19 protein-coding genes are annotated in these 17,906 nt (G+C 35.2%); 11 read left to right on the top strand and 8 right to left on the bottom strand.

Annotated features, from left to right (window positions below; all coding sequences use genetic code 11):
* Positions 1–32 precede the first annotated feature (32 nt).
* From miaB to Q0992_RS05380, 10 genes are all read left to right on the top strand, one after another.
* Entirely contained in the window at positions 33–1,481 is a 1,449-nt protein-coding gene (gene miaB / locus Q0992_RS05425; protein WP_299521326.1) for a tRNA (N6-isopentenyl adenosine(37)-C2)-methylthiotransferase MiaB, read from the top strand.
* A gap of 11 nt (positions 1,482–1,492) precedes the next feature.
* Positions 1,493–2,449: a hypothetical protein gene (locus Q0992_RS05420; protein ID WP_299521325.1), complete on the top strand. Its 957-nt coding sequence runs from the start codon at positions 1,493–1,495 to the stop codon at positions 2,447–2,449.
* 28 nt (positions 2,450–2,477) lie between these two features.
* Positions 2,478–3,749, top strand: coding sequence for a sigma-54-dependent Fis family transcriptional regulator (locus Q0992_RS05415; RefSeq protein WP_299521324.1), 1,272 nt, complete (start codon positions 2,478–2,480; stop codon positions 3,747–3,749).
* A 111-nt stretch (positions 3,750–3,860) separates the two neighbouring features.
* Positions 3,861–4,037, top strand: coding sequence for a hypothetical protein (locus tag Q0992_RS05410; RefSeq protein ID WP_299521323.1), 177 nt, complete (start codon positions 3,861–3,863; stop codon positions 4,035–4,037).
* A complete protein-coding gene (locus tag Q0992_RS05405; RefSeq protein ID WP_299521322.1) occupies positions 4,038–4,544 on the top strand; it encodes an LptE family protein in 507 nt (168 codons plus the stop codon). It begins immediately after the preceding gene.
* A gap of 3 nt (positions 4,545–4,547) precedes the next feature.
* On the top strand, positions 4,548–5,471 hold the full coding sequence (locus Q0992_RS05400; RefSeq protein WP_299521321.1) for a hypothetical protein: 924 nt from the start codon (positions 4,548–4,550) through the stop codon (positions 5,469–5,471).
* Position 5,472: 1 nt separating this feature from the next.
* Positions 5,473–5,820: a preprotein translocase subunit SecG gene (gene secG / locus Q0992_RS05395; protein WP_299521320.1), complete on the top strand. Its 348-nt coding sequence runs from the start codon at positions 5,473–5,475 to the stop codon at positions 5,818–5,820.
* 168 nt (positions 5,821–5,988) lie between these two features.
* On the top strand, positions 5,989–6,264 hold the full coding sequence (gene groES, locus Q0992_RS05390; protein ID WP_299521319.1) for a co-chaperone GroES: 276 nt from the start codon (positions 5,989–5,991) through the stop codon (positions 6,262–6,264).
* A 100-nt stretch (positions 6,265–6,364) separates the two neighbouring features.
* Positions 6,365–7,996 (top strand): chaperonin GroEL, encoded by a 1,632-nt coding sequence (gene groL, locus Q0992_RS05385; RefSeq protein WP_299521318.1) that lies wholly within the window; start codon positions 6,365–6,367, stop codon positions 7,994–7,996.
* Between the two features lie 145 nt (positions 7,997–8,141).
* Positions 8,142–8,948, top strand: a complete 807-nt coding sequence (locus tag Q0992_RS05380) for a DNA alkylation repair protein (protein ID WP_299521317.1) — start codon at positions 8,142–8,144, stop codon at positions 8,946–8,948.
* Positions 8,949–8,962: 14 nt separating this feature from the next.
* On the opposite strand, the gene Q0992_RS05375 is transcribed toward Q0992_RS05380, so the two are convergent.
* The 7 genes from Q0992_RS05375 to xrtF form a co-directional block, all read right to left on the bottom strand.
* Positions 8,963–11,020: a S41 family peptidase gene (locus tag Q0992_RS05375; protein ID WP_299521316.1), complete on the bottom strand. Its 2,058-nt coding sequence runs from the start codon at positions 11,018–11,020 to the stop codon at positions 8,963–8,965.
* A 57-nt stretch (positions 11,021–11,077) separates the two neighbouring features.
* Positions 11,078–12,211, bottom strand: coding sequence for an AraC family transcriptional regulator (locus Q0992_RS05370; protein WP_299521315.1), 1,134 nt, complete (start codon positions 12,209–12,211; stop codon positions 11,078–11,080).
* Between the two features lie 162 nt (positions 12,212–12,373).
* Positions 12,374–12,739: a heavy-metal-associated domain-containing protein gene (locus tag Q0992_RS05365; protein WP_299521314.1), complete on the bottom strand. Its 366-nt coding sequence runs from the start codon at positions 12,737–12,739 to the stop codon at positions 12,374–12,376.
* A gap of 166 nt (positions 12,740–12,905) precedes the next feature.
* Positions 12,906–15,164 carry a TonB-dependent receptor gene (locus tag Q0992_RS05360; protein ID WP_299521313.1) on the bottom strand — a complete coding sequence of 753 codons (2,259 nt, stop codon included), beginning with the start codon at positions 15,162–15,164 and terminating at the stop codon, positions 12,906–12,908.
* 67 nt (positions 15,165–15,231) lie between these two features.
* The gene (locus Q0992_RS05355) at positions 15,232–15,633 is read right to left on the bottom strand and encodes a hypothetical protein (protein ID WP_299521312.1); all 402 of its coding nucleotides are present in this window, start codon (positions 15,631–15,633) and stop codon (positions 15,232–15,234) included.
* 49 nt (positions 15,634–15,682) lie between these two features.
* Positions 15,683–16,111, bottom strand: a complete 429-nt coding sequence (locus tag Q0992_RS05350; protein ID WP_299521311.1) for an exosortase F system-associated protein — start codon at positions 16,109–16,111, stop codon at positions 15,683–15,685.
* Entirely contained in the window at positions 16,104–16,655 is a 552-nt protein-coding gene (xrtF, locus tag Q0992_RS05345; RefSeq protein ID WP_299521310.1) for an exosortase family protein XrtF, read from the bottom strand. Before xrtF ends, Q0992_RS05350 begins: the two co-directional genes overlap by 8 nt.
* Positions 16,656–16,748: 93 nt before the next feature.
* Between xrtF and Q0992_RS05340 the strand changes: the two genes are divergently transcribed.
* Positions 16,749–17,207 carry a GAF domain-containing protein gene (locus tag Q0992_RS05340; protein WP_299521309.1) on the top strand — a complete coding sequence of 153 codons (459 nt, stop codon included), beginning with the start codon at positions 16,749–16,751 and terminating at the stop codon, positions 17,205–17,207.
* Positions 17,208–17,273: 66 nt separating this feature from the next.
* On the opposite strand, the gene Q0992_RS05335 is transcribed toward Q0992_RS05340, so the two are convergent.
* A partial coding sequence (locus tag Q0992_RS05335; RefSeq protein WP_299521308.1) for an FtsX-like permease family protein occupies positions 17,274–17,906 on the bottom strand: 633 nt, incomplete at its 5' end.

Genomic DNA, 17,906 nt, shown 5'->3' with positions numbered 1-17,906 from the left:
ATAAAATTTTTCGTTTAAGCGGAATATTTAAGATGGAAAAAATTATCGATGAAAATAAACAGGGAGAAGCTTTAGTTATAGCTAAGAAACAAGGCAATGAAAAGAAGCTATTTATTGAAAGTTATGGTTGCCAAATGAACTTTAGCGATAGCGAGATTGTAGCTTCTATCTTATCCGAACAAGGTTATAACACTACCCAAAGCTTAGACGAAGCAGATTTGGTTTTAGTCAATACTTGTTCAATTAGAGACAAAGCTGAACAGACGGTAAGAAAACGCTTAAAATACTACGATACCGTTAAAGACAAAAACCCAAACATGAAAGTTGGTGTTTTAGGATGTATGGCAGAGCGTTTAAAGACCAAATTTTTGGAAGAAGAAAAAATCGTTGATTTAGTTGTTGGTCCAGATGCATACAAAGACATCCCTAATCTTTTAGCTGAGGTCGAGGAAGGTAGAGAAGCTATTAATGTAATTCTTTCTAAAGAAGAAACCTACGGAGATATTTCGCCTGTGCGACTAAATAGTAATGGCGTTACCGCTTTTGTATCCATTACTAGAGGTTGCGATAATATGTGTACCTTTTGTGTAGTTCCTTTTACGCGTGGTAGAGAACGTAGTAGAGAACCTCAAAGTATCACAGAAGAAGTTAACGACTTGTGGGCCAAGGGTTATAAGGAAGTAACCCTTTTAGGTCAAAATGTGGACAGCTATCTTTGGTATGGTGGAGGTTTAAAAAAGGATTTTGATAAAGCTTCAGAACTTCAAAAAGCGACAGCAGTAAATTTTGCCAAGCTTTTGGAGCTATGTGCCAAAGCCCAGCCAAAAATGCGTTTTCGCTTTTCTACATCTAACCCTCAGGACATGACCATAGATGTTATTGAAACCATGGCGAAATACGAAAACATTTGCAATTATATTCACTTACCAGTACAAAGTGGTAGTGATCGGGTTTTAAAAGCCATGAATCGCTTACATACAAGAGAAGAGTATTTTGAGCTTATTGACAATATTCGCCGGATTATCCCAGATGTTGGTATTAGTCAAGATATGATTGCTGGTTTTCCTACCGAAACCGAAGAAGATCATCAAGACACTTTAAGCTTAATGGACTATGTGAAGTACGACTATGGGTTTATGTTTGCCTATTCTGAACGACCAGGTACACTTGCTGGCCGTAAGATGGAAGACGATGTGCCAGCTGACGTGAAAAAAAGACGTCTTAATGAAATACAAGCCTTGCAAAGAAGACATAGTTTACACAGAGCACAACAACATGTTGGGAGAATACAAGAAGTATTGATTGAAAAAACATCAAGAAAATCAGATGAACATTGGGCAGGAAGAAACAGTCAAAATATGATGGCTGTATTTCCAAAAGAACATTATAAACCTGGTGATTTTGTCAATGTAAAAATATTAGACTGTACAAGTGCCACGCTTATTGGTGAAGCTGTTGGCTATTCAAAAAACAATTCATAAACCTATTTTAAATGAAAAAATTAGTATTTATCCTTTTCACTTTAGCATTAATTACTTCATGTGATAATGAACCTATAGATCCGGGTTTAGTTGGACAAATTCCAGATGACGGTGGAGATGATGGAGGTGACGATGGTGGAGATGACGGCAGTGATAGTGGTGATTTAACCCTTTCAGTCTATGAACTTGATACTGATATCTCAATTAATTTTTTGGGTATCCCAATTCGCACCATAACTAATTCCGACATTAATATATCTGATGACAAGATAGTATCAAGCGATGTTGTTATAGAAGTTGAAGGTGCACCTGCAGAAACCGAAATCCAAACCTATACGCGTAACAATGAGGGGCAAATTATAAGTAACATTTCTGTAAATTCTAGTGGAGTTACAACAAATGAATATTTGATTACTTACACCGATGGTCGCATCTCTCAAATCACTTATGATTATTTTGAAGATGATTTTGATGATTATGTTTATAATTTCACCTATGATGGGAATGTTATCACAAGAACTGAAGAGGGCACTGACATTACAACTGAATTTACCTTAGATGGCTTTGACCGAATTATAAAAAAAGAATCTTTCGATGGCGGTTTCCCTATACAGACCGAAACCTTAACGTATGATGGTGTTGGCAATATTAACAGTAGTCTAGGAACTGGAGATTTAGATAGTGATTACACCTACGATTTTGATGACAATACTAATCCATTGCAAGTAGTTTATGGTGATAATTACCTTCTAAACTTCCTCTCTGATGATTACTCGGATGAAATAGGACCGCTTATTGCTCAATTTCACTCAACAAACAATTGGACTGGCGCAACCTTTAACGGAGACGCTTTTACCTTTGACCTAGAGTATAATTCTGCCGGAAGAATTACAAGTCGTGATATTGATTATGATTTTGGCGATGCCTTAATGGTTAGTATAGACGAAGAATTTAATTACGTGAATTAAAAACACAAGTATTACGAAAAGTAATTCAATGGAATCTATACAAGCCATAAAACAGCGCTTTGGTATTATTGGCAATGATACCAAACTCAATCGTGCTATTGAAAAAGCCATTCAAGTCGCTTCGACTGATATTTCAGTTTTGGTTACTGGCGAAAGTGGTGTTGGTAAAGAAAGTATTCCAAAAATCATACACCAACTTTCGCATCGTAAGCATGGGAAATATATTGCCGTAAACTGTGGAGCCATCCCAGAGGGTACCATTGACAGTGAGCTTTTTGGCCATGAGAAAGGCGCCTTTACTGGTGCAACCTCTACACGGTCTGGTTACTTCGAAGTTGCGGATGGAGGCACCATTTTTTTAGATGAAGTTGGCGAATTGCCCTTAACCACACAAGTAAGACTGTTACGTGTTTTAGAGAATGGTGAATTTATAAAAGTAGGCTCTAGCAAAGTTCAAAAAACAAACGTAAGGATTGTTGCGGCGACAAACGTTAATATGTTTGAAGCCATTAAGCGCGAAAAATTTAGAGAAGACCTTTACTATCGTTTGAGCACCATAGAAATTAATTTACCAGCGCTTAGAGAGCGTAAGGATGACATCCATTTACTGTTCAGAAAATTTGCTAGTGACTTTGCCATAAAATATAAAATGCCTACTATTAAGTTAACCGACGATGCCATCGGATTACTCTTAAAGTATAGATGGAATGGTAACATTCGTCAGTTGAGAAATGTAGCCGAACAAGTCTCTGTATTAGAGCACAACCGAACCATTAATGCCCATACCCTTCAGAGCTATCTTCCAAATACCGGGGCCAGTTTACCAGCTGTAGTAAATAACCCCAAAAACGAAAGTGATTTCAGCAGTGAACGAGAAATCCTTTATAAAGTCCTTTTCGATATGAAAAGTGACCTTAACGATCTTAAGAAGCTTACCATGGAGTTGATGAAGAAAGGTAGTGTATCCGATGTTCAAAAAGAAAATGAACATCTTATACAGAAAATCTATGGAGATTCTGACAATGACAGTTTTGAAACCACTTCGACCGTTGATAATCTAGAAGTATTATCTATACCTCAGCATACAGAAACCAATGAACCAGCAACAGTAGACGTTGAAGATAAATATCATTTTGCTGAGGAAATTGAAGAGGAAGAAACCTTATCTTTACAAGATAAAGAACTCGAATTGATAAAAAAATCCTTAGAACGTCACAAAGGTAAACGTAAACTTGCCGCCGCTGAACTAGGAATTAGCGAGCGAACACTTTACAGAAAAATAAAACAATACGATCTTTAAGAGAAGTTTGTGATAGTGATCAAAAGATTTTATGCTTTTTAAAGTTATTATATAATAATTAGTAACGTCTAAAGAAACTTTAATTTACAGATGAAGGCCGTTGAGATATTTATGATAAGAAAGTCGTTTAGACCTAATAGTTCTGAAGCTATACGCAAAGAAGCCGAAGACTTAATCAATGAAAAACACTATCAAGGGTACCGATTAATCAATGTAGATTTTGATGTTGCCGACAATGCTGGTTATATCTATGCGTTTATTACCATGAAACGACCTAATACCTATTAAATGAAATCTTTAAAATATATTATCTTATTATTGTTATGCGTTTCAATAACTGCATGTAAAGTTAATTATTCATTTACTGGAGCGGATACAGGTAACGCTGAAACATTTCAGGTAAATTTCTTTCAAAACAATGCAGACTTGGTAGAACCAGGTTTGGATATTGACTTTACAAATGCCCTTCAAGATTTAATTCAAAACCAAACAAGTTTGAACTTAGTGAACTCTGGTGGTGATTTACTTTATGAAGGTGAAATCACAGAATACCGAATTGCTCCTATGACCGCTACAGCCGATAGTAGAGCTGCCCAAAACCGATTGACTATTAGTGTAAACGTACGCTATTTTAATGCCTTAAATGAAGAAAAAGATTTTGAACAACGCTTTTCATTCTTTTACGATTTTGATGCCAATGCCCAATTAGCGGGCGGTATAAAAGACGAAGCCTTCGAAGTTATTTTTGAACGTTTGACTCAAGACATTTTTAATGCTTCTTTAGCAAATTGGTAACATATGCAGGTTCAAGAACTCACATACCTATTACAACACCCTGAGGCTATTACCAATACTCAAACTGAAGCACTGGCAGAAAAAATCAATGAGTTTCCTTACTTTCAGCCATTACGAGCGTTATACTTAAAAGGACTAAAGCAAAAGGAAAGTTACAAATACAATAACACATTAAAAATCACGGCAGCCCATACAACTGATCGTAGTGTGTTATTCGATTACATTACATCAAAGGTATTTAACCAAAACGAAATTTCTGATCAAATAAAGCAAAATTCAGAGCACATTAAAGCCATAGAAGTTAGCGAAGCAGATGATATTTCAGTTGATAAGAGTGTAATTATAGATGATGCTTTAAAGCAACATATCAAAGCTACCGAAGGTGTTTTGGACCCCAACTTATTTAAAGCTAAAATAGAACCAATATCCCATATTGAGGCACCGAAGATTGAAGATTCCATCATCGCGGTCGATGTCGACAATATTGCACCTGAAGATAAACTGAATATTGGAAAGCCTCTTGAGTTTGATAAAAACGAAAGTCATTCTTTTACGGAATGGTTAAAGATTACAAGTTTTAAACCAATAGTCAGAGAAGTGCCCTCCGAGGAAAAAGTTAAATACGGAAATACTGTAAATCAACCACTTCAAAATAAATTAGAGCTAATAGATAAGTTTATCATCGAAAATCCTAAGATAAAACCTGTAACTGGCCACACTCCAAATCCTAAGTTGGTTAATAATGAGGATGATGTTTCGGAAAGTCTAATGACAGAAACTCTAGCGCGTATTTATTTAGAACAAAAAAACTATAATAAAGCCATTCAATCTTATAGAATTTTGAGTTTGAAATATCCAGAAAAAAGTGGTTTCTTTGCAGACCAAATAAAATTGGTAGAAGAATTAAAAGATAATAACACAAAATAAAATGAGTGCATTCAGTATATTTTTAATCTTAATTGTTGTCGTAGCCTTTTTATTAGTTGCTGTGATTATGGTACAAAACCCAAAAGGTGGTGGTTTATCATCGTCATTTGGCGGAGGAGGCACCCAACAATTGGGTGGAGTTAAGAAAACTGGCGATTTTTTAGATAAGAGTACTTGGTTTTTGGCCACAGCACTTATTGTCTTAATATTAGCTTCTAACTTAACACTAGATTCTGGTAACAGTGTTGGATCAACAGCTTTAGATGAAGATGAAGCCACCGAAACTCCTGCAACATTACCATCTACATCAGAAGACACCACCAATTTAAATGATTCCATAGGAAATTAATTTAAGTTTGGTATAAAGTATCTAGGTCAACTCTAGAAGTTGGCTTTTTTATTTCCTGTAATTCGACAGATTTTACTGCAAGTTTGTCAGTCATTTTGGCTTGGCATAATTTTCGAATAACGCTAAAGCGTTAAAAACAATAATTAATTATTAAAAAATTCAAATAGAATGAGCTTAAACATCAAACCTTTAGCAGATCGTGTTCTTGTAGAACCGATGGAGGCTGAAACAACCACAGCTTCTGGTATTATTATTCCAGATAATGCAAAAGAAAAACCGCAAAAGGGAACTGTTGTTGCTGTTGGCAACGGAAAAAAAGACGAACCTTTAACCGTTAAAGTTGGTGATACCGTATTGTATGGAAAATATGGCGGCACAGAACTAAAGCTTGAAGGTAAAGACTATTTAATGATGCGCGAAAGTGACATTTTAGCAATTATTTAAATAAAATCAGCTATTAGCCTTCAGCTTTTAGAACAACCTTAACGAAAACATAACCAAGCCAATGGCCAAAAGCTAAAGGCAAAAATCTAAAAATAAAAAAATGGCAAAAGATATAAAATTTGATGTTGAAGCACGAGACGGATTAAAACGTGGTGTCGATGCTTTAGCAAACGCAGTTAAAGTAACATTAGGTCCTAAAGGTCGTAATGTCATTGTTGGGAAATCATTTGGCGCACCTCAAGTGACTAAAGATGGTGTCTCAGTAGCAAAAGAAATTGAGCTTGAGGACGAGTTAGAAAATATGGGAGCGCAAATGGTAAAAGAAGTGGCTTCTAAAACCAATGATTTGGCAGGTGACGGTACTACGACTGCTACAGTTTTAGCACAAGCTATTGTAAAAGAAGGCCTTAAAAATGTCGCTGCTGGCGCAAATCCAATGGATTTAAAGCGCGGTATCGATAAAGCTGTAAATTCTATTACGACTGATTTAGAAAAGCAAGCTAAAAAAGTGGGTAACTCCTCTGAAAAAATTCAACAAGTGGCTTCAATTTCTTCTAATAATGATGAAACGATTGGTGAGCTTATCGCTGAAGCTTTCGGTAAAGTAGGCAAAGAAGGAGTCATTACTGTTGAAGAAGCTAAAGGAACCGATACTTACGTAGATGTTGTAGAAGGTATGCAGTTTGACAGAGGTTATTTATCACCTTACTTTGTAACCGATGCAGATAAGATGATATCTGACTTAGAAAATCCTTATATTTTATTATTCGACAAAAAGATTTCTAACTTACAGGAAATCCTTCCAATTTTGGAACCTGTAGCACAATCCGGTCGACCATTATTAATCATCGCTGAAGATGTTGAAGGACAAGCTTTGGCAACTTTAGTGGTCAACAAACTACGCGGTGGATTAAAAATTGCCGCTGTAAAAGCACCAGGTTTTGGTGACCGTCGTAAAGCGATGCTTGAAGATATCGCCATCTTAACAGGTGGCACTGTAATTTCTGAAGAAAGAGGCTTCTCTCTAGAAAATGCAGATCTTTCTATGCTTGGTACTGCAGAGTCGGTAATGATTGATAAAGACAACACAACGATTGTAAATGGTAACGGAAAATCTTCAGACATTAAGGCAAGAGTTAACCAAATAAAAGCTCAGATAGAAACAACAACTTCCGATTATGATAAAGAAAAGTTACAAGAGCGCTTAGCGAAGTTAGCTGGTGGAGTAGCTGTATTATATGTTGGTGCAGCATCTGAGGTTGAAATGAAAGAAAAGAAAGACCGTGTTGATGATGCCTTACATGCTACTAGAGCAGCAGTTGAAGAAGGTATTGTTGCTGGTGGTGGTGTTGCATTAGTACGTGCTAAAAAAACACTTGAAAAATTAGAGACTGAAAACTTAGACGAAACTACTGGTGTACAAATTGTAAACAAAGCGATTGAGTCGCCTTTAAGAACTATTGTTGAAAATGCTGGTGGTGAAGGTTCAGTGGTCATTAATAAAGTTTTGGAAGGCAAAAAAGACTTTGGCTACGATGCTAAGAATGAGAAATATGTAGATATGATGAAAGAAGGTATTATAGATCCTAAGAAAGTAACACGTATCGCCTTAGAAAATGCAGCCTCTGTGGCTGGTATGATCTTAACTACCGAATGTGCCTTGGTAGATATTAAGGAAGAGACTCCTGCTATGCCACCAATGGGTGGAGGCGGAATGCCAGGTATGATGTAGGTCGAGACTCGACACTTAAGTTTAGACTTAGGTCAGTTATATAAATCTAAAAGCCTTTGATGAAAATCAAGGGCTTTTTAATTTACAGCAATTATTTTTATAAATTAGAAATGTAAAACTGTTCAAGATAACACTAAAGTAAAAAATGATCCCTGAACACATCCAAAATCGAAAAGGAGCCAGAAGCTTAAAAGATTTAGACCCAGAAGTCATAGACTACCTTAATAAAGGTTTAGTGGAAACCAAAAACTTGATGGAATGGTTGGCTACAGATCAATTAGCATTATTAAAACTGGTACTTAGTGATTTAGGCAAGAACGATTGGTATCCAGATTTTGAAGTTGCTGTAAATACTCAAAAAAAACCTACAGCAAACAGCAATACTAAAGTGATTGGTGAAACTTTGGGCTTATTAACTTTAGATGAAGGAATTTACAAAACCTTAAAAGCACATACCTCAGATTTGGTGCGTTGTTGGGCTTGTTGGGCGGAAGGCACACATCATGATACTGTTACTGACTTAATTAATACTATGCAACCCTATGCTTCTGACACTCATTTTGGTGTTCGTGAAGTTGTGATTTTTGCGAGTAAAGAACGTATGATTGAAGATTTAGACACTGCCATAAACATATTATGCAAATGGACATTTAATAACGACGAAAACATACGTCGTTTTGCCATTGAGTCGCTCCGCCCTATAGGTGTTTGGACGAAAAAAATTCCTGTTTTTCAAGAATCTCCCGAAAGAGGATTGCCTCTTTTAGAACCCTTAAAATCCGATACTTCAAAATATGTTCGTGATTCGGTTGGGAATTGGTTAAATGATGCTAGCAAGTCTCAACCTGATTGGGTGCAACACATTTGTACTAAATGGGAAAAGGAATCCCCTACCAAGGAAACCACCTATATTTTAAAGAAAGCTCTGAGGACAATCAATAAGAATAAATAAAAAAAACCAGAACTTTAATTATTCAAGTAGTTAATCGCAAAATCTAAAGGTTGATCAATACCATGCATATAGGATACTTGATATTCGGGTAGAACACCTCTGCCAAAATTGTACGAAGCACCATCGCTATCCATTACGTACTTAATCAATGGAATCTTCACTTTAAGTCTCGATTTAGGCAAGGTTATTTGGTCGTAAATTCCACTTGTATTACCGTCAAACGTGCCGCCAGTTTCTTCGCCGACTAACGTTGCACGTTTATCTCTCTGGATTATAGCACAGATTTCGGACGTTGCAGAAAAGCTGCCCCCATCAATAAGAGCTACGACCTGACCTGTAAAATTGTGTTTCTCAATAGGTTTTTGCCATTCAGAAGGATTTAAAAATCTCCCTCTTAAAGGTTCCAAATCTGATATTATTGTCCTTCCCATTGTATCTTTTGATGTAACTTCACTAAAAAAGTTTAGTGTTTCATATGAGACCAAAGTGGATTCCTGATCAATTTTGGTATTGGGCTGAACATTCATTTCATATCTATCGTAATATTTAAAGGGTTTTGTTGTTAGGTAAGCGTACAGATGAATAGCATTGGTTTCATCACCTCCACCATTACCCCTAAAATCAAGAATTAATTTTTTGATATTAGATTCAGCTATTTTCTTAAAACTCTCATCTACAAATCCCTTAAAACCTTCGGCATTATTGAAGGTGCGTATAGTCATGATAGCTACATTGTTCTTTACACTATAATCAAACGATTTATAGCTTTCATTACTATCTGACTTCATCTTCTCAATTTCGGCGTCGATCAATAATGGCAGGGTTACTGTATGTACTTTTTCTTGTCCTTTTGGAAGCACATCTATTTTAACCTCATCCAAAAATCCAGTCAATAGCGAATAATAGAAATCAAAATCATAAGACATTCTATGGTACTTGCCTGTCAAATTGTGTCCATCAGACGGAATAATTTTGGCTATGTCATCAACTATATTTCTAACAAGTTCACCATTAATGGAAATAACTTGAGCACCATCTAAGACCTTGTTTTTGGAATAATTCTCTGAAACAAAGACAATATCTTTAGTTACGTTCAGTTTGAAAGGTAATTTCTTCAAACTACTGTAATAATTCTTCATAAAATGGTCCGGAAGTTCAACTCTCATATGACCATCTCCAATCTTACTTACAAATGACGAAACCGTCTTGTAAAAATCCAAAAGGGTCATATCTTCTTTTAAGGCCTGTAAAACTTTGTCGTAATTATTGCTTATAAAATCTTCACTATGATAACGGTATAGTGAAGGATAAGAAGATACCAAGGAATTATATAAATCCTTAAAATCCTTCTGCGTTGCCTCACTTTCTATTTTGCCCTTAAATGAGAAGCTCTTAGTAATAGGTATATTTTCAATACCTGTTAAAAGTCCAAAATATTCGACCCATTTATCTTCATCTGGGATGCTCGTCCATGACGAACCTTCATCAAGCCTTTCCAAACTTCGGTTAACCTGAATGCCCCAATGTTCCTTTTTATCATAAACTTCCAACTCACTAAATGGTATCTTTAGTTCTGCAATCCAGCCTTTATCGTCTATCTTAGTTTTGGCTGTCCAATTAGGATTCCAATCGTTAAACCAATTCTCGTGTGTTTTTATGTGTTCATCACCACGAATTCCACCTGCGGTAATGGTAAAGGAAAAAGCATCTTTTTTGTCGTAATCACTATCGATATTGATCTCAACATAATCGCCATCAAAAAAATCTCTAGGCTTGTTGGAAACAACAATACTATCTGGATGATTATCAAAAGCTCTTATGGCGACATATAGATGCTTTTGGTCATAAAGAATTTTGAATTGGGTATCGAAGGTTGGTTTTGAACCATTCTCGGGTTCGGTTTGAATAAAGTTACCTTCCCATTTTACTTTGCCCCAAGATTTTTCATCGATTTCTGCGTCTATACTTATAGTTTCGGATACTTGTTTTGTGGAATAGACTTTTTGATTTTGCCCTAAAGCTATTTGCAACATCAAACACCATAGCAGGCTAAGTAGTGATAGTTTTTTCATAACTCAAATATCAACGTTTAAATGTTTAAGGAAAAATCATAGGCGCTTTTTATGGTCTTACTGCGTGCTGTGAGACTCCTTTAAGACCAAATTTCTATAGGCTGAAGGCGACAAATTTGTCTTCTTCTTGAAAATCCTGTAAAAACTACTTTTAGAACTAAAGCCACAAGAAAGGCCAATACCAGTTATAGAGTGACTCTTTACGACATCGGATTTTAGAATTATTTTAGCCTCTTCTACGCGATATGAATTAATAGTATCGTAAAAATTGCTATTTAAAACTTCAGCAAAGAACGCTGAGAGTTTTCGGTCTGAAATATCCATTTTATCGGCAATCGTTTTCAGGTTTAAGTCTGGTGAAAGAAATATTTTTTCTTCATTCATACATTTATGAAACCTCTTGCGAAGCGCTTCTTTTTCTTCTTCTTTTATGTAACGGGATTTGTTTTCAAATTCACCATCCACCAATAAGTTCTTTTGAATTAGAAAATCTGGCAAGAAAATCGTAGACTGCATCAATCCATAATAGCCTAAATAGGACATAGCAATAATTATAAAAATGACAGTGATATATCCGTCCCAAGTCACATTGTACCCGAATGAAATCTCACTTATTGTAAGAATGAGATCAACAATAAGAACAATTAAAAAACTGATTAGAAATTTCTCAATCCATAAAAAATCCTTGTCGGTTATATTCGAATAATTATCTTTCATTGTTCTCTTTACTCTATAGAAAAGCCAAAGCGACATGAGGAAATATGTAATTCCGAATAAATCCTGTACCAATGCCCAATCGATATGCCTATCGATAAATTGAATATGTTCTAAACCAGAATAAAACGATTTAGGGAGTGTGTAGATTAAAAAGTAAATCATGAATGGTACAAAATGAATAAGGTTCTTTTTAACCAGGTTAACATCCTTGATGAAAATAGATTTTACATATAAAAATATGAGCGGTGGAATAAAAAATCGAACCCCATCCTCGAGATAATTAGCAATAAATTTCAGGGTTTGTAGTTCGTGTAAGCTAGCATAGAAATAAGCGAAAACACCTAAAATCAACACCCAGAAAATGATAAGTATATAATGTGGCAATTTCTTTTGTTGTATTCGGACAAGGCCTAAAATGGTTAAGATGTTTAATAAAACACCAGTGATTAAGATAAAGTCAACAGTTAATTTCATTTATGTGTATTTATCTATTTTAATTTTTTGGTTGTCACCATTTTGACTAAATAATGTGCATTCAGGTTAGTTCTTTGTACCGAACGAAGTCGAAGTTCGATTAAAATTTTGAGAAATTCAAATTCTATTAAAAAAGCCTGAACTTTCATTCAGGCTTCTCTTTTAATTTTTCTTTTCTGTCTTATGCGCTTTTACCACTTCTTCATCACGGTACTTACAACAAGCATCTACTTTAGCATAAGCTTCGTCACTAGCCGTTACATACTTGGTATCATGACCTGCATTGGCAATTTTCTGCGCTATGGTCTTTAAATCGGTTTTACGTTCATCGTAAATGAGTTTAAGCTCATGGGTTTCTAAATTCCAAACGGCCGATTTCACTCCTTTAGTTCTAATAGCTGCTTTCTCTATCCGAACTTTGCACTCGCCACAAACGCCATCGACTTCCATAGTCGCCTTTGCGTTTTTATTTTGAGCAAAGCTTACTGTTGTAATTAATACTGTAAAAATTAAAATTATTTGTTTCATGTTATTTTGTTTTATTTCGTTAAGTCGAATGATTTTGATTGTATCAAAATAGTATCGAGACCCATATCAATACTTCTCGATACAATTCAGATTTGATTTCGACTTTAGCTTGTCTTGAGAGTAGTCGAAAGGCTCAATCTGACATCTGAATCACTCGAAGTGACAATTAATTTATTCTATAACGTAATCCTGCATAATAGAGGCTTCCAAAAATTGGACCATACACAAAATTACTATCAAAATTGGCTCCAAACGGATTGTCTGGACTAATTATTGGATTGGGTTGTCTTACATTAGTCACATTTTCCCCACCCAAATATACTTCAAATTTGGAAGAAAAGACTTTGGTAACTTGCAAGTTCAAAATCCCAACCGTTGGTGAAAACTCATCCAATTGAAATTCTGGTATGCTTAACTCCGTACTTGGAAAACGTTGTGAATCCAACCAATTATAAGTGGCATCAAACTTCCATTGACTCCCATTCTCGTTTTCTTTAGTTTCATAAGCCGCATTGGCAAATAAACGATGCTGTGGGATCAATGGTTTTTCCAATCGACCAGAGTTATAATCGGTTTTGATGTCATAGTACTTATAGGCTGTTCTCAAATCAAAACCTTCAAAAGCATTAAAATTAAATTCAAACTGAAAGCTATTGGCATAGCTTTTACCATCTAGATTATAAAAATTGATTTCAAAAGGATTCTCCCAATCCACCACGACCTGATTTTGAAAATCGGTTCTGTAAAAATCGAAGGTAACGTCCGCTTTTCGACCAAATAAATTAAAGCCTTGCAGGTAACTTAAACCATAATTCCAGGCAATTTCTGGATCAAGTCCATAGATTTTTCCTCCTGCATCTTGGATATTAATTTGCCTAGAACTTGCAAATAAATTCTGATTCTCAGCAAATATATTCGCACTGCGCTTTCCGCGTCCTATCGATGCTCTTAAAGCTGATTTTTCCCAAGGTGTGTAACGCACATGCAGACGAGGAGTTACAAAAAACCCTAATCGATTGTGCTGATCGACGCGCGCACCCGCAGTCATCGTTAATTTATCCAAATTATCATAGGCATACTCAAAAAAGGCTCCAATGGAATTTTCCGTACGTTCAAAGGTTTCGGTATTTACCAATTCATCATAATGGTCATAAGTAAAACTCAATCCGGTTTTTACTTTATGGCGCGAATCTGAAATAATACTGTTATAGACCAAATTTGAATAAAAACTATTATGCTGAATATCATAGATATTCAAACCAAAATAAGAGTCTTGCCTGTGATGACTAAAAGCGGTTTGAAAACCCAAACTTTGATAGGGAATCTCTGGATTGACGTAACCCAATTTTGTAGTGACATCTATCCGTTCGGTATTAATTTCACTTCCCCACGCTTCGATGTTACCCAGCGACCCAGGATTTCTTGGATCAAAATTATCTGGATTAAAGTTAACCTGCCCAGCTTGCTTTTCGTCATACAAATATCTTAAATTGATAAAACTCACTATGCCTTTTTCTGGATTAGTATATTGCCATCGATTCATTACATTAATTTGATTAAACAACGGCATGTTCAAAAATCCATCATCATTAACATCGTGGTTTTCTTGGTGTGTATTGGCATGAACATATAAGCCTGTACTCCATTTATCAGATACTTTGGTATTGAAATGTGTATTCAATTCTAAACGTTCGCTTGTAGCGCCATAAGCATTGAGATAAAACTTATCGTCAGTGGTGGGTTTTACTAACTCTGTGTTGATTTGTCCTGTAATACTTTCAAAACCATTGACAACGCTTCCAGCTCCTTTTGTGATTTGGATACTCTCTACCCAAGTCCCAGGAATAAAACTTAAGCCATAGGCTTGAGAAGCACCACGAATGGCTGGAATATTTTCGGTAGTAATTAAAATATAGGGCGAATTTAGACCCAACATTTTAATTTGCCTAGTGCCCGATACCGCATCCGCAAAATTGACATCTATAGATGGATTGGTTTCAAAACTCTCTGATAAATTACAGCAAGCTGCTTTTAATAATTCATCTGCGCTAACAGTGAGTGTATTGGTTGCTTTTAAATACGATTTAGATGTAGTTTGTTTTCGGGAAGTTACCGTAACGGCATCAAGCTCGTCCGAAGCTTGTAAAACGTGCCTAATAAACTTGTTTTCTGTAACTGTTAATGTATCCGTTTTAAAACCAACATAGCTAATCACTAACTTATTAAACGAAAATTTATAAGGTAATGAAAAGGTACCATCATCTGCTGTAATCGCACCAACAGACGAACCCAGCCAATATACATTGACTCCCGGTAATGGCATCTCCTCAGAACTACTCGATTCTAAAACAATGCCTTTTAATTGTTCTTGCGCAGTTAAGGCATACGACAAGAACGTAAAAATTATAATTAAATATGTCTTCATTTTTTTTGATTGTAGGTATAACAATGAGCACATAATTGTGCTATTCTTCATAAAAGTTATTCTACAATCAAATGAGGTAAGTTTCGTCTAACACCTGTATATTCCTAATGAGTAATGGAGGCGAATAGTCTTTATGTGGAATTATTTGTTTTGGAAGAATTTCATAAAGATTAATATAACTATGTGCGTAAGCAAACAGGACCTGTTTATGAATATCTTCTAAATCTTCAAAAGTTTTTATGGTAATGTTATCTTGGCCTTCAACAATATCAACTTCGTTTTTACAGCAAGAATCCTTCGTGGTTTTATCAGAATCACCACTACAGCATTTGTCAATTTCAGTAAATACAGCCACATCAACCAAAACATCACCACAGAAATGCTTTTCTATGGCCAATGACAACGTTGACACTAACACTAAGAGTGCTAATAGGGTTGAAAATACTTTATGCAAAAATGCCAATTTCATAATGCAAAGTTACGAAATTCCTCATACTATAACCCAATTTATAATATCCTTAACGATTCAATTTGTAATAATAAAAAGCAGGCAAAAGGAGAATTAACCCTATGGGCTGAATTAAAAAACGCCTCACATTAAAAAATAAGTAATAGTCTTCTTGCTTTGGATTAATCACAAAATATAAAAACGGAACAAGTAATAATACATAAGCAATCGCATAAAGCAACACCGAAAACTTAATCATTACTTTATCGTTAAAAATCAAATAAAGAATTCCCAAAGAAGCCAAGGTATTGAGTAAAAATCTAAGGCTTGTAAAAAATACCAGCTTGACTACTTCGCGTCTAGGATTGTCTATATATAGATAGTCGTTTTCAAAAAACTTCAAGTAAGGATCATAAAACAAGTAATCTTCAAAGCTTCTAATCGCTATTAGAACAAAAATCAAAACAACCACAAATATGTAACGCGTCAATCTAGGCATCGGCTTTCACGGATTTTGAAAAACGATTCACCCAAACCATCCAAAGTAAAAACACAGTCCCATAAATCAACATTGGAAAAATCACTTTATGCATTAAATATTTTTGGTCGGGATAATGGTATAATCCAACTGAAAGAATAACAATCCGAATCAAATTAAAAGCATAAATGATAATACTTCCTGCAAAGCCATAGAAAATGGTGGTTTTAAGTTTTCCCGCGAAGGCCACAATAAATGATACGAACAAAATAATAATACTTAAAGCATTGCAACCTTCAATCACTCTAGCTACAAACTTCCCGTTAATAATAACTTTCATTGAGGGTTCATTGGGATGTGGAAGAATTTCAGCATCATAACCAATACTATTAAGTAAGGAATTGGTTTGTGTTGCTACTAAGTTGGTCATGTAGTCAGGATAAAACTTTGAACCGTCTGAGAAAGTTAAGTATAAATGGTAGCAAATAGTTAATACTCCATAAACCACTAAGAAAGTGATTATGAAACGAATAACCAATTTGTATTTTGCTAGCAGCTCTCTCAATAAAAAAGATCGTGTTAGTTTGCTGTTAAATTTATGAAAACCCTATTTTAAAATTGAACGTTTTAAATACTTTTACCAAAAGTTTATACAATAATGACCTTTGATACCCTAAAACCTGAAATAAAACATATTGTAGCCCAAAATAACTTAAGCGTAGACGAACGCCTTTATAAAATTTGTGAACTACTTGAAGCCCATATAGCATATTATAATTGGGTAGGCTTTTATTTTAAAAATGGAGATAAGCTAGAATTAAAGTTAGGCCCATATGTTGGTGAGCCTACAGATCATACTATTATTCCTTTCGGAAAGGGTATCTGCGGACAAGTTGCTGTGAGCAACCAAAACTTTGTAGTGCCAGATGTATCCGCTCAAGATAACTACATTGCTTGTAGCATCACTGTAAAAGCAGAAATCGTAGTCCCAATTTTTGTTAATGGTGAAAATATAGGTCAGATAGATATTGACTCCAATACTGCTGACCCTTTTACTGAAGCCGACGAACGGTTTTTGGAGTTTGTTTGTAAAGAGGTGGCTAAAATTTTAGACTAAAATCAAGTTGTTAATTTGACAAAGTATTGGCTTCCAACTTCCAACTTCTAACTTCTAATTAAAATACTACATCCCTGTTCTAATTGCTTCCACAGGATCTAATCGCGATGCCGTCAATGCAGGAATTACACCAGAAATCAATCCGATAAATGAAGAGATAGAAAACCCTATAATCATATTTTTTGGGGATAGCACGAACTCAAAATCCTCAGCAACATTATTTCCTATAAGCGTTCCTAACCAAACCAAAACCAAACCGATTAAGCCACCAACTAAAGCTAATATGATTGCTTCAAATAAGAATTGAAATAAAATAAATCTATTTTTAGCACCCAACGATTTTTGAATGCCAATTAAATTGGTTCTTTCCTTAACACTCACAAACATAATGTTAGCGATACCAAAACCACCAACTAAGAGTGAGAAGGCACTGATTACCCAGCCAATCGTATTCATTGTCCCAATGATACTGTCTATAGCATCTTGCAGACCAGAAATAATATTAATAAAAAACGAATCAATTTCGTCGGGCTTAATGCCACGTCTATTACGCAAAATTTGAGTTACATCTGCCTTTAAACCTGCAATATCAACATCTTTTTTAGGTTTAATGATTACAATATTTTTAAAGTTCCTGTTATTGTCACCATACCGATTTCTAACGTAATTGGCGGGTAAGAAAATGGAAATATCATTACT

Origin of the sequence: Winogradskyella sp. (assembly GCF_028289625.1) — a bacterium.
In the GTDB taxonomy this organism is placed as follows: Bacteria; Bacteroidota; Bacteroidia; order Flavobacteriales; family Flavobacteriaceae; genus Winogradskyella.
The sequence above is the reverse complement of the archived record's forward strand: the minus strand, read 5'-3'. Positions and strand labels throughout refer to the sequence as shown.